General features: G+C 65.4%; 21 protein-coding genes. 7 read left to right on the forward strand and 14 right to left on the reverse strand.

What is annotated here, in order from left to right; all coding sequences use genetic code 11:
* Positions 1–124: 124 nt before the first annotated feature.
* The 3 genes from NMQ11_RS17970 to NMQ11_RS17980 are packed head-to-tail and all read right to left on the reverse strand — an operon-like array spanning position 125 to position 3836.
* The gene (locus NMQ11_RS17970; protein WP_255171070.1) at positions 125–2161 is read right to left on the reverse strand and encodes a bacterio-opsin activator domain-containing protein; all 2037 of its coding nucleotides are present in this window, start codon (positions 2159–2161) and stop codon (positions 125–127) included.
* A 2-nt stretch (positions 2162–2163) separates the two neighbouring features.
* Entirely contained in the window at positions 2164–2616 is a 453-nt protein-coding gene (locus NMQ11_RS17975; protein ID WP_255171071.1) for a response regulator, read from the reverse strand.
* A 38-nt stretch (positions 2617–2654) separates the two neighbouring features.
* Positions 2655–3836, reverse strand: a complete 1182-nt coding sequence (locus NMQ11_RS17980) for a sensor histidine kinase (protein WP_255171072.1) — start codon at positions 3834–3836, stop codon at positions 2655–2657.
* Positions 3837–3983: 147 nt separating this feature from the next.
* Here NMQ11_RS17980 and NMQ11_RS17985 point away from each other — a divergent pair, with 147 nt between their 5' ends.
* Positions 3984–5372 (forward strand): M20/M25/M40 family metallo-hydrolase, encoded by a 1389-nt coding sequence (locus NMQ11_RS17985; protein WP_255171073.1) that lies wholly within the window; start codon positions 3984–3986, stop codon positions 5370–5372.
* 60 nt (positions 5373–5432) lie between these two features.
* Here the strand turns inward: NMQ11_RS17985 and NMQ11_RS17990 are convergent, their stop codons facing one another.
* On the reverse strand, positions 5433–6215 hold the full coding sequence (locus NMQ11_RS17990; protein WP_255171074.1) for a M14 family metallopeptidase: 783 nt from the start codon (positions 6213–6215) through the stop codon (positions 5433–5435).
* A 313-nt stretch (positions 6216–6528) separates the two neighbouring features.
* Between NMQ11_RS17990 and NMQ11_RS17995 the strand changes: the two genes are divergently transcribed.
* Positions 6529–7845 (forward strand): RNA-guided endonuclease InsQ/TnpB family protein, encoded by a 1317-nt coding sequence (locus NMQ11_RS17995; protein WP_255171075.1) that lies wholly within the window; start codon positions 6529–6531, stop codon positions 7843–7845.
* Between the two features lie 45 nt (positions 7846–7890).
* On the opposite strand, the gene NMQ11_RS18000 is transcribed toward NMQ11_RS17995, so the two are convergent.
* The 4 genes from NMQ11_RS18000 to NMQ11_RS18015 all read right to left on the reverse strand — a co-directional run bounded on the left by NMQ11_RS18000 (position 7891) and on the right by NMQ11_RS18015 (position 12191).
* A complete protein-coding gene (locus tag NMQ11_RS18000; RefSeq protein WP_255171076.1) occupies positions 7891–9228 on the reverse strand; it encodes an LVIVD repeat-containing protein in 1338 nt (445 codons plus the stop codon).
* Positions 9229–9338: 110 nt separating this feature from the next.
* A complete protein-coding gene (locus tag NMQ11_RS18005) occupies positions 9339–9611 on the reverse strand; it encodes a hypothetical protein (protein WP_255171077.1) in 273 nt (90 codons plus the stop codon).
* A 208-nt stretch (positions 9612–9819) separates the two neighbouring features.
* Positions 9820–11430 (reverse strand): hypothetical protein, encoded by a 1611-nt coding sequence (locus NMQ11_RS18010; RefSeq protein WP_255171078.1) that lies wholly within the window; start codon positions 11428–11430, stop codon positions 9820–9822.
* Positions 11427–12191 carry an ABC transporter ATP-binding protein gene (locus tag NMQ11_RS18015; RefSeq protein WP_255171079.1) on the reverse strand — a complete coding sequence of 255 codons (765 nt, stop codon included), beginning with the start codon at positions 12189–12191 and terminating at the stop codon, positions 11427–11429. Before NMQ11_RS18015 ends, NMQ11_RS18010 begins: the two co-directional genes overlap by 4 nt.
* A gap of 499 nt (positions 12192–12690) precedes the next feature.
* Here NMQ11_RS18015 and NMQ11_RS18020 point away from each other — a divergent pair, with 499 nt between their 5' ends.
* The 3 genes from NMQ11_RS18020 (at position 12691) to NMQ11_RS18030 (ending at position 14748) form a co-directional block, all read left to right on the forward strand.
* Positions 12691–13134 (forward strand): hypothetical protein, encoded by a 444-nt coding sequence (locus NMQ11_RS18020; RefSeq protein ID WP_255171080.1) that lies wholly within the window; start codon positions 12691–12693, stop codon positions 13132–13134.
* A 115-nt stretch (positions 13135–13249) separates the two neighbouring features.
* Complete coding sequence (locus NMQ11_RS18025; protein WP_255171082.1) at positions 13250–14029, forward strand: endonuclease/exonuclease/phosphatase family protein; 780 nt, start codon at positions 13250–13252, stop codon at positions 14027–14029.
* A 56-nt stretch (positions 14030–14085) separates the two neighbouring features.
* Entirely contained in the window at positions 14086–14748 is a 663-nt protein-coding gene (locus NMQ11_RS18030; RefSeq protein ID WP_255171083.1) for a phospholipase D family protein, read from the forward strand.
* A gap of 5 nt (positions 14749–14753) precedes the next feature.
* Here NMQ11_RS18030 and NMQ11_RS18035 read toward each other — a convergent pair whose 3' ends face one another.
* Complete coding sequence (locus tag NMQ11_RS18035; RefSeq protein ID WP_255171084.1) at positions 14754–15686, reverse strand: ring-cleaving dioxygenase; 933 nt, start codon at positions 15684–15686, stop codon at positions 14754–14756.
* Between the two features lie 24 nt (positions 15687–15710).
* Entirely contained in the window at positions 15711–16124 is a 414-nt protein-coding gene (locus tag NMQ11_RS18040) for a DoxX family membrane protein (RefSeq protein ID WP_255171085.1), read from the reverse strand.
* 151 nt (positions 16125–16275) lie between these two features.
* Here NMQ11_RS18040 and NMQ11_RS18045 point away from each other — a divergent pair, with 151 nt between their 5' ends.
* Together NMQ11_RS18045 and NMQ11_RS18050 are read left to right on the forward strand one after the other, a co-directional pair.
* Entirely contained in the window at positions 16276–16617 is a 342-nt protein-coding gene (locus NMQ11_RS18045; protein ID WP_255171086.1) for a winged helix-turn-helix transcriptional regulator, read from the forward strand.
* A 148-nt stretch (positions 16618–16765) separates the two neighbouring features.
* A complete protein-coding gene (locus NMQ11_RS18050) occupies positions 16766–17962 on the forward strand; it encodes an alpha/beta hydrolase family protein (RefSeq protein ID WP_255171087.1) in 1197 nt (398 codons plus the stop codon).
* Between the two features lie 20 nt (positions 17963–17982).
* Here NMQ11_RS18050 and NMQ11_RS18055 read toward each other — a convergent pair whose 3' ends face one another.
* The 4 genes from NMQ11_RS18055 to NMQ11_RS18070 all read right to left on the reverse strand — a co-directional run bounded on the left by NMQ11_RS18055 (position 17983) and on the right by NMQ11_RS18070 (position 21994).
* On the reverse strand, positions 17983–18126 hold the full coding sequence (locus NMQ11_RS18055; RefSeq protein ID WP_255171088.1) for a hypothetical protein: 144 nt from the start codon (positions 18124–18126) through the stop codon (positions 17983–17985).
* 327 nt (positions 18127–18453) lie between these two features.
* A complete protein-coding gene (locus tag NMQ11_RS18060; protein ID WP_345781473.1) occupies positions 18454–18837 on the reverse strand; it encodes a TRAM domain-containing protein in 384 nt (127 codons plus the stop codon).
* Positions 18838–18990: 153 nt separating this feature from the next.
* Complete coding sequence (locus NMQ11_RS18065) at positions 18991–20451, reverse strand: PAS domain S-box protein (protein WP_255171090.1); 1461 nt, start codon at positions 20449–20451, stop codon at positions 18991–18993.
* Between the two features lie 115 nt (positions 20452–20566).
* Positions 20567–21994: an amidohydrolase gene (locus tag NMQ11_RS18070; protein WP_255171091.1), complete on the reverse strand. Its 1428-nt coding sequence runs from the start codon at positions 21992–21994 to the stop codon at positions 20567–20569.
* Between the last annotated feature and the right edge of the window lie 106 nt (positions 21995–22100).

The following is a 22100-nucleotide window of genomic DNA, read 5'->3' on the forward strand; positions in this document are numbered from 1 at the left end:
GCGACCGTGTGTGTTGAATGTCTCCATAAAATCAATAATATATTGAGTGTCTGGTGGTGAACGTCGAGCTTCGCATACTGGACGTTACGGTAATTTCGCTCTCGTCTCCCGCTCTGTGGGGCGCTCACTCAGCCGGCGAATCCGTCTCGAGGAGGGCTTCGAACACTTTCCGCTCGGCGATCCGAAGGTGCTGGGAGAACGTCGGCGGCGAGATGTCGAGCGAGCTAGCGACCGCCTTCCCCTCGGTCGCACGAGGCCACTCGAAGTATCCCGAGAAGTACGCCACCTCGAGCGCCAGTCGCTGTCGATCGGTCAACTGCTCCATCACCCCGTGCTCGTGCCAGCGCGACGGGCTCTCGGTGCGGCGTAGCTGGCGTTTCGACATGACCTTCGCGGCGGGGTGGTGGCGCTGGAGCGCCTCCAGTAGCTCCCGGATGTCGGTTCCGGGGGTGAGGTGGACGGTCAGCAGGTACTCCTCGTTCTCGAAAACGCCGCTTTTGACGTGGCCGTCGTAGGAGGCGATCGTCGAGTGGACCGACGGCTCCGACCAGCGGATTCGGAAACTGGCTGGCTCCGTTCCGACGAATTCCAGGCCGTCCCACCCATCCAGCGAGCGGAGACTGGTCTGAAGCGCCTTGGTCGCCTCTCTGGTTGCGACCCCGTAACCGAGAAACTCGCCGTCGCCGACGGGCACGACGCGGTCGATCTGTACCGGCTCGTCGAGCGACCCGTCGCTCGCGTCGAACACGCGGCCGATCTCGAGTTGGATTTCGACGACCTCGTCGCCGGTCAGCGCCTGTTTCCGATCGACCGCGGCGATCGCGTGACCGACGATCTCGCCGAGCTGGCCGATCACGCGCTGTTCTTCCGCTTCGAACGCTCCAGGTCGGGCTGCGTACACGTTCAACACGCCGTACAGCGTCTCGGCGTGGACGATCGGAATCGCCGCCGACGATCGGTGGCCGTGCTTTGTGGCCTGCTCGCTCCACGGTTCGTACGTCGGGTCTTCCCACGTGTCGTTCGACACCTGCACTGTCCGCGTACGAACGGCCCGCCCGGTGGGTCCCTCGCTCCGTGGATCCGTCGAATCCACCGAGACCGTAACCTCCTCGAGATACTCGCCGGTGTTCACTTCGACCCGGGGAATCACCGTCTGGGTTCTCGCGTCGACCTCGCCGATCCACGCGAACAGGTAGGAGTCGGACGCGGTGAGCTGTTCACACACCGCGTACTCGATCTCCTCGCGCGTGGACCGCTCGATCGCCGCGTCGGTGATCCGGTGGACGACGTCGCTCAGGTGGTTGAGGCTGGCGAGTCGCTCGCGTTGCCGTTCGATCTTGCGTTCGCGTCGCCTTCGCGCCGTGATGTCTCGCGCGTACACCACGATACCGTTGACGAGAGTGTCCTCGAGTAAGTTCCGGCTGCGGGCCTCGAGAACCGTCCACGCCCCGTCGGCGTTTCTGACGCGGAACTCGACCGCCGAGGACGAGCCGTTCGTGACCACCGTGTGTAAGGCGTCGGTCGCGACCTCTCGATCGTCCGGGTGGATCAACGCGAAGACGCTCTCGTCGGTGAGGTCCGCGGGTGCGTAGCCGAGGACGTGTGCCACTGAGGGCGTGACGTACTGCACCGTCCCGTCCGGCGAGAGGATCGCGTTGAGGTCGGCCGACTCCGTGACGAGCGTCTCGAACAGCTTCTGCTCTCGCTCGTGTTCACGTCGCTCTATCGAGTGATACACCGTTCGAACGAGCAGATCACCGTTGATCTCGTCTTTGACGAGGTACTCGGACGCCCCCCGGTGTAAGGCGTTGATGCCGGTCTCGTGGTCGGCCAGACCCGTCAGAACGACGACCGGTGTGTCGGTGTGCTCGAGAGCCGTTGACAGGGTCTCCAGCCCGGTGCTATCGGGCAGGTCGAGATCGAGCAGGACGGCGTCGAAGCGCTCGGAGTCGAGTCGCTCGAGGGCGTCGCTCAGGCGGGCATCCCGTTCGAGAGACGGCGTTCCCCACTCGCGGTCGGTGCTCGAGCGTCCGAGACCGTCCCCCAGTCCGGTGACGCGATCGGACAGCTCCGTCGAGTCACGGAGCAACTCCTGGATGTACCTCGCATCCCCCGGGTTGTCCTCGATGAGCAAGAGCCGAATCGCCTCGGTTTGTTCCATCGTTAGCGCCCCCCCGTCGGGAGTTCGACCACGGTCAACCAGAACTCCTCGAGCGTGCGTACGAGCCGGGCCAGCGCTCGAGGGTCCGGCGGCTTCGTGACGTACGCGTTCGCGTGGAGTCGGTAACTCAGTGCGACGTCGTCGGCCGAGCGCGATCCGGTGAGGACGATCACCGGAAGCGTCGACAGGGCGTGCTCGGCTCGGATCCGAGCGAGGACGTCGAACCCGCTCACCCTCGGGACGTTCAAATCGAGGAGGACGAGATCCGGTCGCGTCGCGTTCGCGTACGATCCCTGGCGGTTGAGGAAGTCGAGCGCCTGCTTCCCGTCGGTGACGACGTGTAGCGTGCTGTTCGTCGATCCCTGCGAGAAGGCGTCCTCGATCAACCGGACGTCCCCCGGGTTGTCTTCTACCAGCAGGATATCGGCTGCTGGCTTCTCCCGATGGCCGACCATGCAGCGTCTCTAGCCCCCGGGCGCGATAACGTGCGCTGTTATCCCCGCGGACTATCAGCCACCGAGACAGGAAGGGTGAAGAAAACCGTCGCTCCCTCGCCGCGGTCGGAGTCGACCCAGATCGTACCCCCGTGTCGTTCGACGATCCGCTCACACAGTGCGAGTCCGATCCCCGTCCCGGCGTACTCGTCGCGACTGTGGAGCCTGTCGAACAACTCGAAGATCCGATCCGAATCCTGCGGGTCGATGCCGATCCCCTCGTCGCGAACCGAGAGGAGCCACTCCGATCCCCTCCGTTCGGCGCGTACGTGGACGATCGGGGGCTCTTCACCGCTGTACTGAATCGCGTTACTCAGCAGGTTCTGGAACACCTGTCGAAGCTGACTTTCATCGCCTTCGACGCGCGGAAGCGGGTCCGTCGTAACCCGCGCACCGGTCTCGGCGATTAGCATCCGGTAGTCGGCACGCACGTCGTCGAAGACCGCCTCGAGATCGACGGACGTGAACGGCTCTCCCTGGCTTTCGATGCGCGAGTAATCCAGGAGGCCGTGTATCATCGCACGCATCCGGTCGGCGCCGTCGACGGCGAACGCGAGGAACTCCCTCCCGTCTTCGTCGAGTGCATCGTCGTAGCGCTGGTCGATCAGCCGCAGGTAGCTCGAGACCATCCGGAGCGGTTCCTGCAGGTCGTGAGACGCTGCGTACGCGAACTGCTCGAGGCGGTCGTTGGACGTCCGGAGTCGGTTTATGGTATCCTCGAGTTCGCGCTGTGCCCGTCGCAGCTCCCGGTTTCGCAGTTCCACCTCGCGGGCCTGGGTCCGAGCCTGGGCGGCGTAGATTCCGACGCCGAAACCCGCGGTACTACCGAGTGCAGTGAAGACGGGGTAAGTTCGATTTGGATCGGGAATGCCTCCGACGGTCAGGATCTGAAGCAAGACCAGCACGCCGAGTATCACTCCGAGCCCACCCAGACACCACCGAGCGACCGTCTGGTAAAACTCGGGACGGATGTCCATCTCTGACAGCCGGTACCCGCCGACGAGGAGGACGAGACCGGGAACGCCGATAACGCCGGAAATCGTCAGAATGCTCGCGATCGGTGCCGCATTGACGACCTGGACGACCGCTCTGGCGACGGCAAGGGCCACGTACAGGAGACCGAGTGCGAGAATCGTCCGTCTCGCAGTAGCGGCGGAGACGGACGGAATCCTACGGTCCATTAGGACGACCGGACGAACGGGACGGTCAAGTCCTTGTCGCCGAAAACGGTGGGCAGATCTCCCGCCGCTCGAGCGGGCGACGGAGACGGGCGCGGGTCATCTTGCCGCCTCCCGTAACACGGATACCCCTCGCTGTGAAGTGGCGGTATGGCAGCAGATGTCACGGATGCGGTCGAGGACGGTTTCGAGCGGTATCGCGCTGCGCTGTTCGATTTGTTGCGCCAGCCGAGCGTCAGTACGACGGGTGAGGGAATGGACGTTGCCCCCGCCCTCGTCTGTGACACGCTCTCGGAGTTCGGTTTCGAGGGCGTCACGCAGGTCGAAACGAGCCGGTATCCGGTCGTCTACGCGGAGCACGTCGTCGACGAGGCGGCACCCACGTTGCTCTTTTACGGCCACTACGACGTCCAGCCGTCGGGTGACGACGCCGAGTGGGAGTCGCCCCCGTTCGAGCCGACGGTCAGAGACGGCAGTATCTACGCCCGCGGCGCCGGGGATAACAAGGGCCAGTTCAGCGCACACGTCTTCGCCGTCCACGCGCTCCGCGAAGCCGACGCCTACCCCGACGTGAACGTCAAGCTCCTGCTCGACGGCGGCGAGGAAAGCGGGAGCGCGGGGTTCCGCGAGTACCTGTCCGACGAGCCCGCCGAGATCACCGATGCCGATCTCGTCTACGTCGCCGACGGTCCGATGTTCGGGTCGGCGACGGACGCGGCGGGGGGATCCGGCGCGCGCTCACAGCGGCCGCTGATCGCCTACGGGAACAAGGGTATCCTCTCGTTTCAACTCGACCTCCGAACCGCGAGAACCGACCTCCACTCGGGGAACTTCGGTGGGCCGGTGCCGAACGCGGCGACGGAACTCGTGGCGTTGCTCTCGTCGATGCGCGAGGGCGACGAGATCACCGTCGAGGGCTTTCACGACGGGATCGATGTCACCGACAGCGACCGTCGAACCGTCGAGAACATTCCGGTCGACGAAGACGCGATCAGGGCCGAACTCGAGCTTTCACACCTCGCGTCCGACCGCCCGTACTACGAGCGGCTGTTGCTCCACCCGACGCTGACGATCAACGGCCTGTCCTCGGGCTACCAGGGCGACGGGATGAAGACGGTGCTCCCCTCGCGGGCGACGGCGAAACTCGACTGCCGGCTGGTGCCGAACCAGGACCCAGACGAGGTGTTCGAGGCCGTGCGCGCTCACGTCACCGCGAGACATCCGGACGTCGAGATCACGAAGCAGGGAACGTTCCCCCCGCTGAAGACGCCGCTCGAGGCGCCGGCCGCCGAACCGGTCGAGGAGGCGCTCGCCGCCGTCTGGGGGCAGTCGCCGGTGGTGTTCCCGGTCCTCGGCGGCAGCCTGCCCGCGGCGTACTTCAGGGAGGTGCCCGAACTCGCGGACGTGCCGGTGGTCGTCGTCCCCTACGCGAACCCCGATCAGGGCAATCACTCCCCGAACGAACACCTGGACCTCGACTGTTTCAGAAACGGGATCGAGACGAGCGCCGAGGCGATTCGCAGGTTCGCAGAGATCTGAGCCGGTGTGTTCGGATTCGGGTGGTCGAACCGGAGTGAGCGATGCCGTCCCGCCGTTCGCCTACCCCTGCAGGACGAGGCCGCCGCGACGGACCAGCTTGCGGCAGGCCCAGTACGTCCACTCCGTTCTGAGATGGGGCGTACCCACCGATCGCGAGGTCTCGAAGAGGAACCCGACGGCGTTCGTATCGCCGCCGACCTTGTGCGAGAGCAGCGGGTTCGCACCCGTCTGGTCGTTCCCGCGGGTGAACAGGGCGTCACCGCCGTAGCCGGCCGGCCGGACGTGCCGGTCGTTGAGCTCTCTGATGACGTCGTCTGCGCCGCTGCGAGCGTTCGGCGTCGGGAAGATCGCCTGGCCGACGCCCGAGGGAGAGCCACCGTAGATACCCATCGAACTGTGCAGGTCGAGGACGACGTCGGGGTCGTACGACTCGAGTTCGTTCCAGATCGCTCGCGCCAGCCGCGAACTCGGCCGCGATCCGGACGGCCAGTGGCGGTTGAGGTTGCCGCCACGGCCGCTGTAGGTGGTGTCGGCGATCGCCGTGCGGTCGGCCTCCGGGAGGATGACGACCTTCCCCTCGCGGGGGACCAGCTCGCGGAGCCTGTGGGCTGCCCTCCAGCCTTCGGGTTCGATGCCGTGCTGGCCGCCGACGATGAAGCCCGTCGGCCCGGCCTTTCCGGAGTCGATAACGTAGACGTCCGTCTCGAACTGGGTGCCGGCCATGAGAGGATAGTCGTACCGGGAGACGCCGCTCGAGGCGGAGACGGTCTGGGCCGCTGAGAGGAGCGCTGTACTTCCTGTCGCCGTAAGGAACGCCCGGCGACTGACGGATGACTTGAACATCGTATTCAGAAGACAGTCACGCTATTGGATACGAGGTACTCTTCACGTGTCGAGCTTTTATATATCGTCGACCGAGAATATACTTTTATCGAATGTATTGAAGAACATATCTTCTGTAGAGAGGACCAGTGCGATGGGACGCACACCCGCCGTTATGGGATGAACAGGCGCAAAACCTCGCGCTTTAGCGCGGGGATACGCGCCGTCCCTGGCTGACGCAACCCACCGACAGTAGCATTGCTGGATATTCCACGACGAAACCCGAAACGTTACAATATACCATATCATAACCAGTTATGGAGACGTTCCGAGAATGCACGTCCACCGCACCCACCGAGCGAAAATTCGCAACCACTCGCAAGTGGAGCGGATGCTCGACCTGCACGCGTGGAGTGCCAGCAAGTTGTGGAACGTCGCAAACTACCACTCCCGGCAAGTCTGGGAGGACACGGGTGAGATTCCCGACGACGCCGACTTGAAAACCGAGTTGAAGACCCATCCAAAATACAAGGGACTACACTCGCAGTCCAGTCAGCGCGTTCTGGAGGAACTCGCTGAAGCCTTCACCTCGTGGTACGGCAAACGCAAGTCGGACAGTCGAGCGAATCCGCCTGGCTACCGCAAACGCAACTACTACGACGACGAGGGCAATCGTGTCCACGACGAACACCCACGAAGTACGGTGACGTGGAAGCAGAAAGGCATTCGAGACGACGAGAAGCACAACCGCGTTCGATTGTCGAAAGGCGCAAACCACAAAGACCACCCGCGCGACTGGGAGTACATTCTCGTCGAATACGAGACGCGTCCCGAAGTCACCATCGAGAACATCCAGCAAGTTCGCGCCGTCTACGACACTGCGAAGGAGCGGTGGGAACTCCACCTCGTCTGCAAACACGACGTGGAGACGCCCGACGCGCCCGGTACCGAGACGGCGGGTATCGACCTCGGTATCTGCAACTTCGCCGCCGTCGCATACAGTACGGAAGAAGCCGACCTGTACCCCGGCAACCGCCTAAAACAGGACGGCTACTACTTCCCGAAAGAGATCGCCACATGCGATGACAGCGGTGGTGAACGGGCCACTCGGCTACACCGTAAGTGGTCGGAACGCCGAACGCACTTCTTCCACGCCCTTGCCAAGCACATCGTCGAACGGTGTATCGAGAAAGAGGTAGGGCGAATCAATATCGGGAAGCTCAACGGCGTGCGTGAAGACGAGAACGGCGAGTCGAAGAACTGGGGTAAACACGGCAACCTCGACCTGCACGGGTGGGCGTTCGACCGCTTCACAAACATCCTCGAATACAAGGCGAAGTTCGAGGGCATTGAGATGGAGACGGTACCAGAGCGCGATACCAGCAAGACGTGTTCCGTTTGTGGTACGGAAGATGAGGGTCAGCGGGTTGAACGCGGCCTGTACGTGTGTGACGAACACGATGCCGCGTTCAATGCTGACGTGAACGGGGCGGAGAACATCCGTCTCGACTTGAATGAAAGTAACTCCGAGTCTTCGGCCAGTTTGGCTGGGGATAGGAGTACCGGCTGGTTGGCACAGCCCGGAGTCTACCTGTATGACCTCTCCTACGGATTCCAACCGCAGGCTGAGGTGGTGGACTGCAAATCTTAATATCCCAACGCTCGGGAATCCTCGCCCTTCAGGGCGGGGAGGATGTCAATCGTCCACGTCGTAGTGGCCATCGGGACCGCCCCCGTCATCACCGCGGGCTGGGGCTGCGGAGAGTTCGAACGTGTACGCGCCGGTCACGCTGTCGCTGACGAAGACGAACTCGCGCTCGCGGTTGTACACCGCGCTCCAGGCGAACGGTGGCGAGGCGGGTGCGGGGGTATCGGTCGAGTGGTCGGGGGCTCGATCCGCACCGTCGGTGGTCGCGTAGCGTTCGGTCGCCACCGGCTCGCGCGGCTCGGTGAGATTACAGACCCAGGCCCCCTGGCGATACCCCCCGTCGACGAGCAACGCCTCGCCGTCGGTGTGGACGACGTCGTGAAAGTGTGCCGTCCACCAGAACGCCTCCGTCTGGTCCATCTCTCGAGCGTCGGGGGCGTGGGTGAACCCGATCGGTTCCGGCTCCTCGAGCGACCCCTCGTCCCACCCGATGTCGAAGACGTGTTTCCCCCCCGGAACGCCGACCTCCGTTTCGTCGCCGATAATCGCGAGTTCGCGGTCGGGGTCGGGGTGGGCCTGGTGACAGCGCTCGAATCCCGGTTCGCCGATCTCCGTGTACTCCGGGTGCTCGGCGTAGCGGAACTGGCCGTGGACGGTCGGGTGAAGTGGGTTCTCGAGGTCGTAGATCACGTACCCCTCGTTCGGCCCCATGATGTAGGCGGCGTGAAGGAGGTTCCGGGCGGGGTCGTACTCGACGTCGTGGCAGGCACCCGCCGGACCGACGGCGTCGACGAGTTCCGGTGTCGCTGGCTCGCTCACGTCGACCGTGAGCACGCCGACGTCCGTCTCCGGGTGGAGGTCGACCAGGTAGAGGACCGGCTCCTCGGGGTGTGCGGTGAGCCGGTGGACGCCCGTGTTCGGCGTCTCGAGGCGCCCGATCGTTTCGGGCGAGTCGGGCGTCCCGGCGTCCCAGCCGAAGTCGACCACCTCGATTCCCTGCAGACCCGAGTCGTCGTTGGCTTCCTGGGACCGGTAGTACACTCCCTCGCGCAGCGCGTCGAACTTGACGTCGTTCGACCGCGTCGCCTCGTTCGACGACTCGAGGCGGTGGGCCGCCGTCGGCTCCTCGAGATCAGAGAGGTCGACCAACGTGCTGGTGACGGTGCTCCCGGCCGAGGGAAAGCCGCCCAGGATGCCCCACTGGCCGTCGCGGCTGACGTGGCCGTAGGTGTACATCGGTGAGTCGTCGCCGAGTTCGTGACCCAGCGGCTCGAGCCGCCCCGCCGGCGCGTCGTCGTCGGTCCCCGAGTCGCCGAGACAGCCGCCGAGGACGGGAGCGACCGCGAGACCGCTCGACGAGGCGGCGAGAAACTGTCGGCGGTGCATACCGGTACGCTATCACTACCACGGGAAAAGCGTTGTCGGCGCCGATCCGGGCTGGGACCAGAACACCTGCGGGTCGCCACGAGGTCGACGCGCGTGGACGCCGCCGATTTTCACCGACCGTCTGGCGCGGCCGCTCGCTCGAGGAGTTCGTCGGCGCCGTGATTTTTGGGATACTCGACGAGCGTGCGGCCGGCACCGATGCGCGAGAGGCGGTGGAGCTGTTCGGCGAAGGCGTGCCACTCGGCGACGCAGGTGCGGTGGAGCGTCCAGCGGTGGGTGTCGGTGCCGGCGAACGGCGGCGGGCCGACGTCGACGCCGTCGTCGGTCGTGATGGGGTTAGTACACCAGGGGCAGGTTTCGGAGGAGGTGAATGACTCGCCCATACCTCCGTGTGGGACGGAGTGGCAGTTTGTAATCGAGTCCCTACCGCGACACAACGACCGGTTTGCAGCGCGGGAACGGCCGTAAGCCACCACCTGCTGTCCACTGGGCGTCAGAACACGAGGAGAACGAGTCCGGTCAGCAACAGGATGTTCAGGACGTCAGCGACGGCCGTCGGTAACCGGAATCACCGGCTGGGCTAGGGCCGGGTCAGCCGAGCCGGTAGGACTCGACGTGTCGAATCGAGAGAAACGCGGAGGCGCCGCCGGCACCGACGGCGAGGGCGGTCGTGAGTGCGAGGCCGACAACGCTCACGGCGAGCGTACTGACGTCGAAGACGGACGCCACCCAGTGGCCGACGACGGTCGACGAGCCGAGGATCACCGGCAGCGCGACTACGACGAGCACCAGCGAGTAGACGCCGAAGGCGATCGTACTCGGTACGATCGCTTTCGTGCTTCGAGAGACGCTCACCGCCTCGAACCGGGGGAAGACGGTGCCGATCCCGGAGGCGATGAACCCAGCGCTCACGCAGAGAACCAGCGCCGCGACCCCGAGGACGGCGAGCGTCCCCGTCGAGAGGGGGCTCACGATCCCGAGACCGATCACGGTGGCGACGGTAACCGGCGTACAGAGGAGTACGCCGGCAAGGGCGTGGCCGCCGACGAGGGCCCTGCCCGGGCCGGTTCCGAGCAGCGTCACGGGGAGCGTCGCCCCCTGGGTGCCGAGGACGTTGAGCGAGAAGAGCGAGCCCGCGATCCACGCCCCGCACAGCGTCACCCACAGGGGGAGCGTTCCCCCGACCTCGCCGGTCTGTACCGTCGTCGTCACCGGGCCGACCAGGACGATGAGCGGGTACAGCGAGAACGAGAGCGTGATCGGCGCTCGTCGGGCCCGCTTCCAGTCGGCGTGTATCACGCCGAGCAGCGGCGCCGGGACGAGTCCGTCGAGTCTGGACCGCTCCGCGGTGGGCTGACTCGCCGGTCGCTCGTGTTCGACCGAGACGCCGTCTGCGTACCAGAGCCACGCCGCCAGACGGCTGAGGACCGGCGCGGCGACGAGTAGCCACGCAACCGACGCGAGTAGCGCGCCGCCGGCCCGAAGCGAGGATCCGCCGACGGGGCTCCAGACGGTGGCGAGATCGCCGAACCACCCGACCGGCGTCGGGGAGAGCAGTCGGAATAGCGGATCGAGCACGGACGCGAAGTTCTGGGTGACGATCAGCCCCACGTACGCGAGCCCGAGGATTACGAAAAAGACGGTTCGAAGCCGCGTGAGAAGGCGAGAGCGAACGCCGCTGTTTCTCACCACCAGCGCGGCGACGAACCCGGTCACGAGCGCCGTGGTGATCACCGCACAGACGGTGGCGAGCGCGAGCGGCACGACCACGAGCGACTGCAGCCCCACGGCGAACGCCGTCGCGCCGACGGTTCCGACGAGAACGGCCGGGACGCTCCAGAGCAGTAACTCCGCCAGCAACAGCCCGCCGATGACCTCGCGGTGGGAGACGGTCGTCAGCAACCCGTCTACGTTGTCCGGGCGAAGCGCGATCGCGTACGCCCGGTAGCCGCCGAAGGCGGCGATCCCGATCCAGGCGTAGACGAACGCCATCCGGACCCACTCGAGCGGCGTCTCGACGCTCCCGTCGGCGATCGCCGCGCCGAAGAAGTACAACCCGGCCAGGCCGGCGATGGAGAACGCCATCGACATGACGACGACGAACGCGATCGCGATCAGCTGTCCAGTGTTGGATTTCAGCGAGCGCCACCGGCGTCGGAGTTCGGTGAGCGCGATCGTGCGAAGGCGGAGTCGAACCGTCATTCACGGGCTCCGGCGGTGGGGTAGTCGGTCGTCACCTCGAGGAAGACGTCCTCGAGCGTCGAGCCGGCCCCGCTTTCGACCTGCTCCGTCAGCGCGGCCGGCCGGCCCTCCGTGACGAGTCGGCCCTTGTGGAGCACCCCGACGATGTCGGCCAGTTCCTCGACGACCGACAGGATGTGCGTCGACAGAAACACCGTGTGTCCCTCGTCGGTCAGCTCCGCGATCACGTCGAGGACAGTTCGTGCGGCCCGCGGATCGAGGCCGCTGGTCGGCTCGTCGAGGAACACCACCGCGGGTTCGTGTAACAGCGCCTGGATGAGGCCGATCTTCTGGCGCATCCCCTTGGAGTAGTCCTCGATTCGCTTCCCGGCGTCCCTCGAGATGTCGAAGCGGTCCAGCCAGTGGTCGATTCGGCGGTCGGCCGCCTCCGGCGGCAGGTCGCGCAGTCGCGCGAAGTACGTCAGCTGCTCGCGGCCGGTCAGTTCGTCGAACACCGGCGGGTCCTCGGGGAGGTACCCGATCGAGGCGCGTACCGCCGCCCGGTCCGAGACCGGGTTTCCCTCGATCCAGGCGCTGCCCTCCGTCGGGGTCGTGAGCGTGGTCAGCATCCGCATCGTCGTCGTCTTCCCGGCCCCGTTGGGACCCAAAAAGCCGTAGACGGCGCCGTCCGGGACGGCGAGGTCGACGCCGTCGACGGCAACCGCCGTCCCGAACCGCTTCGTGAGATTCTCCGTTTCGATCGCGTGTGTGGTGGTCGTCATGAGTATCGAGTGAACAGCTCATCAGTCAGCGCCAGCGGGGAATGCGCTCGTGCAATGGCCCTGCCCGAGCGAGTCAGTCGATGCTCGGTCGGCGGCGCCTCTCCCTCGACCCGACCGCAGTCGGGCGGTCTCGCCGGGGGCGGCCGTAGCTGCGCTTCGGTTGCTGACGCTGACTGCCGCCTACTCGAGCGTTGCCGAACGAGATACATATACTTTCCTAACACGTCTATATTTCAATACGAGTGAATGCGCGTCTCTTCGTCTGTAGCACCCTCAGCGGTGCGCAATCGTGTTTCTGTTAGTGACAGACTGACAAATGTCGGCGTCTATCGTTCGCAGGTGGCCGGCTCGGCGAGGTGACCATCGGCGAAGCGCCCGAGTCGGCGTCGGCGAACCCCGGTTCTCGCTGGCGGATCAGACTCGAGTGAGCGCGACCGCGATCGCGAACAGACGTCGGAGAACGATCACCTATATATCGGTTCATCGATCAGACACTAGTATGCGGACCTCGTTCGTCGACGCCGTTCGCGGTATTTGCGCGGGGCTGGCGGTGCTCGCGTTCGTGGGGTTGTTTCTGGCGACGCAGATCCGCGACGTCTCGCTGTTCGTCCTGCTGGCGCTGTTCGCGGCCGGCGTCGCCGGACTCCTGGCCGCCGCCGGTCCGACCGCCGTCACCGCAGTTTTCGGCGACCCGCGGCCGTCGACGCGGTCCGACGAGACGTCGGAGTGGTGGCTCGCGAACGTCGAGCACGCGCTCGAGGGCGCCTGGAACCGGTGGGCCGACCTCGCGCTGGGGCTCGGGATGGCCGTCCTTGGCGTTGGGTCGTTCGCGCTGCTTGTGACATCGCCGCGGGAGGACCCGCCGCTGGGACTGGTGGTGACCGGCTTTCTCGGCGTGACCGGCGCGATGATCGTTCTCCCGTTCGCGCTCAAACCGTCGTGAGTGGGGCGAACTTCAGCCGACCAGCAATACGCTTAACATCGGCGCGGCGGTACCACCAATACCGACAGCTTCGGTGACCGTTCGGCGATGTACGCCCGGTCGCCGTCCGACCACCATGAAGATTCTCTCCTGTAACGCCGGTTACTTGCTCGGCTATCAGAACATCCTCTGGGGGTACGTTCCGCCGCCAGTGGGATCGGTGCTCGGCGATCCCGACGCCGAACGGCGGTCCCTCGAGCGACTCGTCTCCGTAATCGACCGCGAGCGCCCCGACGTCGTCTCGCTGCTCGAGGTCGACCGCGGCTCCCATCGAACGAGCACCGACGGCCAGTGTCGCCGACTCGTTCGCTCGCTGCACGAACAGGGGTTGCCCTACGAGGGCGGCGTCGCCACCAAGTACGGCACGGGGGACGTCGTCGAGTCCGTGCCGTTTTTCGGGAAGCTCGGAAACGCGGTGCTCTCGCGGACGGCCGCGGAGACGCGCGCACACTACCTGTCGACCGGCCGGAAACGCCTCGTCCTCGAGACCGAACCGACCGCCGACACGGTGTTGTTCGTCGTCCACCTCTCGCTGGGCGCTCGCACCCGGCGGCGCCAGCTGGCCGAACTCACCGACCTGATCGCCGAGCGGGCGGCGGGCCGAGACGTGATCGTCACCGGTGACTTCAACACGTACGACGAACCTGACGCGCTTGGCGCGTTCGCCGAGTTGGCCGGCCTCGAGCTACGGATACCCGGCGAGACGATTCCGGCTCGCCCGCTCGACGAGTTGCTGATCGACTCGCGCAGCATCGACCTGTTTCTGTGCTCGCCGACCGTCGACGTCGAACGGTGTGACGTCGTCGACGTCCAGGTCTCGGACCACCGTCCGATCGTCCTCGAGGTCGCCCAGTAACACGTCACCCGAAACCGATTTCCATAAATCCGAGAACTACGTTGAGGCTCGTAGTGATGAGCGAGGTCAGCACCGAACCGACCCCGACCGTCGGGCTGTTGGGGACCAACGAGTCAGACCGGCGGGTTCAGGAGGCGCTGGTGGACCTGTTCGCCGGCGACGGAACGGTGTACATCGTTAGCGGCTACTTCACCTACCAGGGCTACCGCGCGATACGGGGCGACCTCGTCTCGTTTCTCGAGCGCTCGAGAGACAACGAGTTACACGTCCTCGTCGGCCCGGCCTCGGATCAGTTCTCGGCGCGCATCGCCCGCGATCTGTGGGCGCTCGACGACCACGGACAGGTCCACCTGTACAAACAACCGCGGGGGCTGCACGCGAAGCTCTACCTCCGCGACGGGCCCGACCCCCACTGTATCATCGGCTCGGCGAACATCACGCAGGTCGCCTTCGAGTACAACGTCGAACTCAGCCTCGAGATCACCCGGGAGAGCAACTCCCACCCCGACATTCGTTCGTTTCTCGACTGGACCGAAGACGCGCTGGCGCAGGCCGAACCGCTTCGACGACGCGACATCCTCGGTCCGGTCCAGGTCGTGAGTTCGTTCGTCAACTGGTCGAACAAGGCGCGCCTGCTCCCGGTTCGGAACGTGGCGCTGCGGGTAATCCCGGTACTGCTGTTCGCCGTCGTGCTAGCCGGATTGTTCCGACTCGTCTAAGTCTCTTACCGTCCCGGAGACCCTACCTCGGGAAGGCGTTCCTCGAGGCGCTCGCGGTCGCTCTCGAGCCACGGCGGCAGCTTCAGGTCCGTCCCGAGCTCCGCCTCGGATTCGTCGCGGGCGAATCCCGGTCCGTCGGTGGCGATCTCGAAGAGCACACCGCCGGGTTCCCGGAAGTAGATCGATTTGAAGTACTGACGGTCTTTCTGTGGCGTGACACGGAGACCACTGTCGGTGAGGCGCTCGCGCCACTCCAGTTGCGTCTCCTCGTCGGGTACGCGAAACGCTACGTGGTGGACCGTGCCGACGCCCTGTCGCCCCTGCGGTGTATCCGCGCGCTCACGAACGTCGACGACCGCTGCACGGTCGCCGGATGCCCTGTACCGGGTTCGCTCTCCGTCCCGCTCGACCGGTTCGTATCCCAGAGTCTCGAGGACCCGTCCCGTCTGGTCGGGGTCGAGCGACTCGAGGGTGACGCCGTGGAACCCGCGGATCGCGTTCTCTGCGGGAACCGGCCCGTCGTCCCACGGGTCGACGTCGGTCGTACCCGCCACGAGTTCGAGTGGCTGTCCGTCGTGATCTCTGAACGGGACGACGGTTTCGTCGAACCGAACTCGAGGGGCGTCGACTTCGAGGTCGTGGGATTCCAGACGGTCGGTCCAGTACTCGATCGATCCCTCGGGAACGACGAACGCGGTCGCGCTCGTCTGGCCGCGCCCGACGCGGCCCTGGCGTCCGTTCTCGAACGGGAAGAACGTCAGAACCGTCCCCGGAGTGCCCACTTCATCCCCGTAGTAGAGGTGGTAGGTGTGCGTATCGTCGAAGTTGACGGTCTTCTTGACGAGTCGCAGACCGAGGACATCGGTGTAGAAGTCCACGTTCCGCTGGGGGTCGCTCGCGATCGACGTAACGTGATGGATGCCGGCTGTGTTGATCATATTGGTTGGGAGGATTCCGTGTGTTTAGAGACCGATACCGAGGCTGAACGCCCAGCTCTGGGCGGTCAGGACGGCGATCGCGAGCGCGCCGCCAGCCATGACGACGTTCTTCAGGAAGGCGGTGAGTTCGTCCTGTTGCTGGTCCTCGTTGACGGCCCAGAAGTCGTGCATCAGGAGCGCGGAGGCGACGAGGAACGCGGCGACTGCGAGCGCGCTCACCAGCGGGAACGCGCCCACGACGATCCCGAGTCCGCCCAGGACGAGCACCACTCCGGACGCCACGACCGACAGCTTCGGCGCCGGGAGGCCCTTGAACTCGGCGTAGCCGGCCATCCCCTCGAGCTGGAGGAAGTGGTTCAGTCCCATGAACGCGATCACGCCCCCGAAGAGGAGCCGTGCGCTCAAGAGCAGGACGGCTTCGATTCCCGATGCCACCATCAGGCGCTCACCTCCGAGCTGATCGTGGTTCGGTCACTGACTGCGAGTCCCGCACTCGATTCCGCTTGGATAGCTACTTTCATTACGTTACTTACTTCGCAACCGAACCTATATGTACTCTCGGCGATAACGGTGATAGCAGATAACACCGATGTCATCGATAGATTCCGAGACTGAGAACTCGCACGATGACGAGAACCCGAGCGCGTGTTCGGTCATCGAGGCCGTCAACGAGATCGGTTCCGAGTGGCGGCTGATCATCCTCCACGACCTCGTCGACGCGGACGAGAAGCGCTTTAACGAACTCAAGCGGTCGACGGATGCCAGCTCTCGAACGCTCTCGCGCGTACTGGACGACCTCGAGGAGGCAGGGCTCGTGTCGCGGCGCGTCGAGGACAAACCGATCGCCACCTACTACTCGCTCACCGAAAGCGGGGCGTCGCTGTGTCCCGTGTTCAACGAACTCGAAAACTGGGCCGACGAGCACCTGTAGCACTCCGTCAAGCGATGACTCGTGGGTGGACCCTGTCGACAACTATCGGTTCCACCCACGCGTTCAGGCTCGACGAACTACTAGTAATCACACCGTACACGACCGATACGGAGGTCGGGTTTATCGTCGACGTCGTGGTTCGACGGGTATGTCAACCCGAACGTTCACCGACGAGGAGTTCGAGGGCCAGTTCGAGCGAACCCTCGGAAAGGTGTACTACGGCTGTGCCGAGGTGGGTGAGTGTTTCGCGACCGCCGACCGGATCGAGGAAGGCGAGTACGACAGCTGGTACGACGAGTGGTTCGCGACGGCCGAAGCAGTCGAGAACGTCGCCCGGACGGCCCGCGACGGCGGCCACACGGTGAGCGCCCGCGAGGCGTTCCTGCGGGCGGCGGAGTACTACCGCTCGGCGTACTACTTTCGCCGCCACGACCTCGACGACCCGGATCTTTTGGCGGCCTGGCGGCGTCAACGGGCGTGTTTCCGGTCGGCGGCGCTGCTGTTCGACCATCACTGCGAAGCCCTCGAGATTCCCTTCGAGGAGATGTCGCTGCCCGGTTACTTCCTCGCTCCCGACGACTCGGGACGGGAGCGACCGACCGTGATCGGCTTTCCGGGCTACGACTCGCCGGTCGAAGAATCCTACCCGCTGCTGGCGAGAGCCGCCCTCGAGCGGGGGTACAACTGCCTGCTGTTCGAGGGTCCCGGCCAGGGCGGGGCGCTGTACGAACAACGGCTCTTCTTCCGCCCGGACTACGAGACGGTCCTCCGGCCCGTCGTCGACGATGCCCTCGAGCGGCCGACGGTCGACGACTCCCGACTCGCGCTGGTCGGCCGGAGCTTCGGCGGCTACCTTGCCCCGCGAGCGGCCAGCGGCGAGTCCCGCCTCGCGGCGCTGCTAGCCGACCCGGGCATCTACGACCTCGGCTCGCTGGTGGTCCAGCTCGTCCCCGAGTCGCTGCGCGATCCCGTTCTCGCCGGCGACGCCGAGGTCGACGCGGCGCTCGAAACCCGCCTCGAGGATCCCCACGCCCTGGAGTACTTCGGATCGCGGATGGCCGCCCACGGACTCGATTCCCTCGGCGCGTATATCCGCGAACTGCAGGCGTACACGCTCGAGTCGCGAGCCGAGCGGATCGAGTGTCCGACGTTCGTCGCGGGCAACGAGTCCGATCGCCTCGCCGTGCAAGCACGCGACCTCGCAGACGCACTCACCGTTCCGACGCAGTACGTCGAGTTCACCGAGGGGGAGGGCGCCGGCGGTCACTGCGAGGGGACCGCCCAGTCGGTGTTTCACCAGCGGGCGTTCGACTGGCTGGACCAAACGTTCGCACGGACGGCGTGACGTTTCGCTGACCTGCACAGTCAGAGGCGGATCAGACCGAGCGCTTCGCGGATATGGTACTTCCCCTGGTCGTTCTCGCACGCTTCGAGGGCGTCCTCGAGGTGGGCCTCGATGCGGGTTTCGGTGTCGACGTCGTCCTCGACGTAATCGGGGTGTGTTCCCATACCGATACGTTCGATAGAGGCCGTATGTTAGTTCAGTCAGGGTACGCAAGTCGCTTATCACCCACCTGATAACATTGGGTGTGAATGTCCTGTTCGTAACATACGTTCTCGGGGAGAGGGACTGAGAAGACTCGAGGCGTCGTCCTCCGAGCGATCTGTGGAGGGAGAGAACATCCTTCCGTCGCAGTTGCAGCGAGGTGTGGCTACCGAACCGGGGAAGCGGGCCGTCCGGTCGACCTCCACCTCACAGAACTGGAAGGAGGAAGCCCACGACTTCAGTCGTGGGTCGATGACCGTTTCGAACGACTGCAAACAGCGGCGAGAACGTCACTCGTAGTAGTCCTGGCGGGCGAGAACCTCGCCGAAGGCAACGTTTTCCTTAGTGCTCGTGATCTCGATGGTGACGCGTTCGCCTTTCTCTGCTTCCGGGACGATCACCACGTATCCTCGTTCGACGCGTGCGATGCCGTCACCTTGATCACCGAGGCTCTCGATGTCGACGGTGCGCGTATCACCTTCTCGAACGGGAGGATCGGCGTGTGAGCGACGCTCCGTGGCGGAAACAGTCACCGATTTGTCGCCGTCGGTCTGGGTCGGGAGCAGTGCAATCCGGTACGTTTCGTCGGGTCGAACGTCGCCGGCAGTTAACTCGGCTGGCGGGATCTCGATGACGTGCCGTCCGCCGGTGTCCGTGATCTGTGCGCTGAACACACACAACAGAGTATCAGGAATTTCCATTGGTTCCGTTCGTACCGGAGATACCTCGAGGAACGCCCTTGAGTCTACCGGTGCGAACGACTCGCACGAGTCGATAGCATTCGGCCGCCGCCGGCAGGCCCGGCTCCGGTCTCGGGATCGGATCGGTCACCGAACCGCGTCCTGCGTCGGGGTGACGTTCTCGAATGCGAACTGCGTCCCGCCGGTCTCGCTCCTGCCGATCGAACACTCCCAGTCGTAGAGGTTCGCAAGCTCCTTGACGAACGTCAGGCCGAGGCCCATTCCGCCCTCGTCGGCGGCGGTCGTGTAGCCGGTTTCGAAGATCGCCTCCCGCTGCTCGATGGGGATGCCGACGCCGTCGTCTGCGACGTAGAAGCCGGTCGGGAGCGCGCCGACGGTGATGGTAACGTCGTCGCCGCCGTGGGTGACGGCGTTTTCGAACAGGTTCCGGAAGAGGTGCCGGAGGTACGTCTCGTCGCCTGCGAGCGTTCGCTCGAGGGTGACCTCCAGGGTCGCCTTCGGGGCGTCGACTTCCGACCACGCCTCGCGGGCGACCGCCTCGAGAGCGACCGGCGTTCGTTCGGTCAACGCCTCCCCGCCCTGGGTGAGCACCAGCATGACGTCGATGATGTCCTCGATGCGGTCGAACGCCTCCGTGACGTGGGCGTGGGCCTCCGGGCTCGCCGTCTCGGGGAGTTGCTGGCTGTAGATCTGGCCGATCGAGACGGGGTTTCGCAGCTCGTGGGTGAGCATCCCCGCGAAGTTCTCGAGCTGGGCGTTCTGTGCCTCGAGCTGGCGTTTGCGGCGGTTGCGGTTCGAGACGTCGCGGACGATGCCGACGATATCTCGGTCGCCGTCGGCCGTCGCCGGCAGGGTGGCGACGTTCCACTCGACGGCGAGCGGCTCGCCGGACGCGGTGATCAGCGTCGTCTCGTAGGTGTTCGCCGCTCCGGTCTCGAGGTCGCGCTCGAGCTGGGCTGTGACCGCTGTCATCTCGTCGCCGACGACGACCGAGGTGTGTGCACCGACGAGTTCCTCGCGCGTGTAGCCGACCAGATTGGCGTAGGCCTCGTTGACGAACAGGATGTAGTACTCCTCGTCGATGATGAAAATACCGTCGTTGACGGTCTCGACGATCGTCTGGTAGCGTTTGAGCTCCTGACTGTACCGCTCGGCCTCGTGCTGGCGGTCCTCGGCGTCTAACGCCCGCGTCTTCGCCTGGGCGTCGTGATAGCCCATGCCGAGGCCGGCGACGCTGGCGAGCGCCGTCAGCACGAGGGTGGTCGCCAGCGGATCGCTCACCGAACCGACGAGCGCGATGAACGCGAGCACGGCGAGAATGGCGCCGATCGCACGGACGTACCAGGTCGCGATATCGTCGTAGAGGTCCGCCCGAATCTCCAGTGTGGGTAGCAGATTGCCGAAGTAGAGATGGGAGAGTCCGATGCCGCCTACGAGAATTGAGATCGTCAGAACGTCGCCGAACCCGCGCACCTCGAGGAAATACAACAGCGGCAGCCCGGCGGCGGCGACGACGTACAACCAGCCGATAGCGAGGACGACGCGTCGTCCGCCGATGTCGGCGATCGTTCTCGACACGTGATCCATCACGAGAAGAGAACGTCCGGGCGTGTAATAACTGTTGTATATTATCGAGCGCGTCGTTTAAGACAGTCGCCGGGTGGAATTTACGTGGGTCGGGTGCTCGAGGTCGCCTCCGCACCTAGTTCGAGGTCATCGCCGTCACGTCGAACGGCGGCGTAGCGTCCTCCGGCAGCGGCGTCTCGTAGGCGTCCGCACCGATCTCGGATTCGAACTCGTCGCGGGCCGCTGTGAGCGCCGTCTCGTCCGCGAGCAGGTCGTACGTCGCCCCCGCGAGCACCTTCGCCGCGAAGGCGACGCCCTTCAGGCCGAAGTCGCCGTTAGCCGCGACGACCTGCCAGGAGTGACCGGGGGCGCCGACCGGCCACGTCGCCGCCCGGAACTGACCCGTGGGAACGATCCAGCTGACGTCGCCGACCTCCGTCGAGCCGTGGGTGTGCTGATCGTGATCGAAGGGGGGAACCGGTTCGGGGTACAGCGCCTCCTCGCGGATCTCCGCAGCGAGGTCGTCGGGAACGTCCGCGAGGTTGGCCTCGAGGCGGTCCTCGGGGACGGTCTCGCGTAGCTCGCGGGCGAAGGCGTAATCGGCCTCGTCGTACTCGATGGGGCCGACCGCCCGTATGTTCTCCCAGATCACCTCCGAGACGGCCTCGTTGGCGCGGTAGTCGTAACAGCCGGTCAGAAAGCGCTCGGTGACGTCGGTCTGGCTCATCATCGCGGCGGCCTCGGCGATGTCGCGCAGCCACTCCGTGTTCCGCTCCACCTCCTCGCGTTCGGGGGCGCGAACGAAGTACCAGACCGTCGCCTCCGGGGGGACGACGTTCGGAGCGTCGCCGCCGTCGGTGATCGCGTAGTGCAACCGCGCGTCGTCGGAGACGTGCTCGCGCATGTACTCGACGCCGGTGTTCAACAGCTGAACGCCGTCGAGGGCGCTCCGGCCCGACTCGGGCGAGCCCGCGGCGTGGGCTGCGGTGCCCTCGAACGTGAACATCAGCGAGTTGAGCGCGTTCGACGACCCCATACTGGGCGTGCTCAGATCGCCGGGGTGCCAGGTGAGTGCGGCGTCGAGGTCGTCGAAGACCCCCGCCCGCGCCATGTACGTCTTCCCGATGAGCGTCTCCTCGGCGGGACAGCCGTAGAAGACGACGGCGCCCTCGACGTCGCCGGCGTCGATCGCCTCCTTGAGCGCGAGGGCGGCTCCGACGCCCGCGGTCCCGAACAGGTTGTGGCCGCAGCCGTGGCCCGGTGCGCCCGCCTCGAGAGGGTCGCGCTCGGCGGCCACACCCTGCGAGAGGCCGGGCAGCGCGTCGTACTCCCCGAGAATGCCGATGCGCGGCCCCTCGGTCCCGTAGTTCGCGACGAACGCCGTCGGCATCCCGCCGACGCCGATTTCGGTCTCGAAGCCCGCCGCCTCGAGGGGCTCGAGCAACACCTCGGCCGAGCGCTCCTCGTGGAGTCCGAGTTCCGGGTGCTCCCAGAGCTCCCGTGCGATCTCTCTTAGCTGCGGTTCCCGGTCGTCGATGTGGTCGAAGAGTACCGATTTGCTCATGGCCTGATCCTAACGTACGCAGCAATAAACCTAGGTTATCCGTCGCCCCGATCGCGTGAGCGGGCGGCGACGGCGAAACGAGATCCGCCGGATGAGAACGGTTCAA

It is taken from the genome of Natrononativus amylolyticus (assembly GCF_024362525.1).
GTDB lineage: Archaea > Halobacteriota > Halobacteria > Halobacteriales > Natrialbaceae > Natrononativus > Natrononativus amylolyticus.

Bases quoted from the DNA above. Each gene is read 5' to 3' on its own strand.
- NMQ11_RS18040 (WP_255171085.1), bottom strand. From the start codon at position 16,124: ATGGTGGCATCGGGAATCGAAGCCGTCCTGCTCTTGAGCGCACGGCTC.
- NMQ11_RS18005 (WP_255171077.1), bottom strand. From the start codon at position 9,611: ATGGGCGAGTCATTCACCTCCTCCGAAACCTGCCCCTGGTGTACTAAC.
- NMQ11_RS17990 (WP_255171074.1), bottom strand. From the start codon at position 6,215: ATGTTCAAGTCATCCGTCAGTCGCCGGGCGTTCCTTACGGCGACAGGA.
- NMQ11_RS17975 (WP_255171071.1), bottom strand. From the start codon at position 2,616: ATGGTCGGCCATCGGGAGAAGCCAGCAGCCGATATCCTGCTGGTAGAA.
- NMQ11_RS17985 (WP_255171073.1), top strand. From the start codon at position 3,984: ATGGCAGCAGATGTCACGGATGCGGTCGAGGACGGTTTCGAGCGGTAT.
- NMQ11_RS17980 (WP_255171072.1), bottom strand. From the start codon at position 3,836: ATGGACCGTAGGATTCCGTCCGTCTCCGCCGCTACTGCGAGACGGACG.
- NMQ11_RS18065 (WP_255171090.1), bottom strand. From the start codon at position 20,451: ATGGATCACGTGTCGAGAACGATCGCCGACATCGGCGGACGACGCGTC.
- NMQ11_RS18000 (WP_255171076.1), bottom strand. From the start codon at position 9,228: ATGCACCGCCGACAGTTTCTCGCCGCCTCGTCGAGCGGTCTCGCGGTC.
- NMQ11_RS18035 (WP_255171084.1), bottom strand. From the start codon at position 15,686: ATGATCAACACAGCCGGCATCCATCACGTTACGTCGATCGCGAGCGAC.
- NMQ11_RS18015 (WP_255171079.1), bottom strand. From the start codon at position 12,191: ATGACGACCACCACACACGCGATCGAAACGGAGAATCTCACGAAGCGG.
- NMQ11_RS17970 (WP_255171070.1), bottom strand. From the start codon at position 2,161: ATGGAACAAACCGAGGCGATTCGGCTCTTGCTCATCGAGGACAACCCG.
- NMQ11_RS18045 (WP_255171086.1), top strand. From the start codon at position 16,276: ATGTCATCGATAGATTCCGAGACTGAGAACTCGCACGATGACGAGAAC.
- NMQ11_RS18070 (WP_255171091.1), bottom strand. From the start codon at position 21,994: ATGAGCAAATCGGTACTCTTCGACCACATCGACGACCGGGAACCGCAG.
- NMQ11_RS17995 (WP_255171075.1), top strand. From the start codon at position 6,529: ATGCACGTCCACCGCACCCACCGAGCGAAAATTCGCAACCACTCGCAA.
- NMQ11_RS18030 (WP_255171083.1), top strand. From the start codon at position 14,086: ATGAGCGAGGTCAGCACCGAACCGACCCCGACCGTCGGGCTGTTGGGG.
- NMQ11_RS18010 (WP_255171078.1), bottom strand. From the start codon at position 11,430: ATGACGGTTCGACTCCGCCTTCGCACGATCGCGCTCACCGAACTCCGA.
- NMQ11_RS18055 (WP_255171088.1), bottom strand. From the start codon at position 18,126: ATGGGAACACACCCCGATTACGTCGAGGACGACGTCGACACCGAAACC.
- NMQ11_RS18025 (WP_255171082.1), top strand. From the start codon at position 13,250: ATGAAGATTCTCTCCTGTAACGCCGGTTACTTGCTCGGCTATCAGAAC.
- NMQ11_RS18020 (WP_255171080.1), top strand. From the start codon at position 12,691: ATGCGGACCTCGTTCGTCGACGCCGTTCGCGGTATTTGCGCGGGGCTG.
- NMQ11_RS18050 (WP_255171087.1), top strand. From the start codon at position 16,766: ATGTCAACCCGAACGTTCACCGACGAGGAGTTCGAGGGCCAGTTCGAG.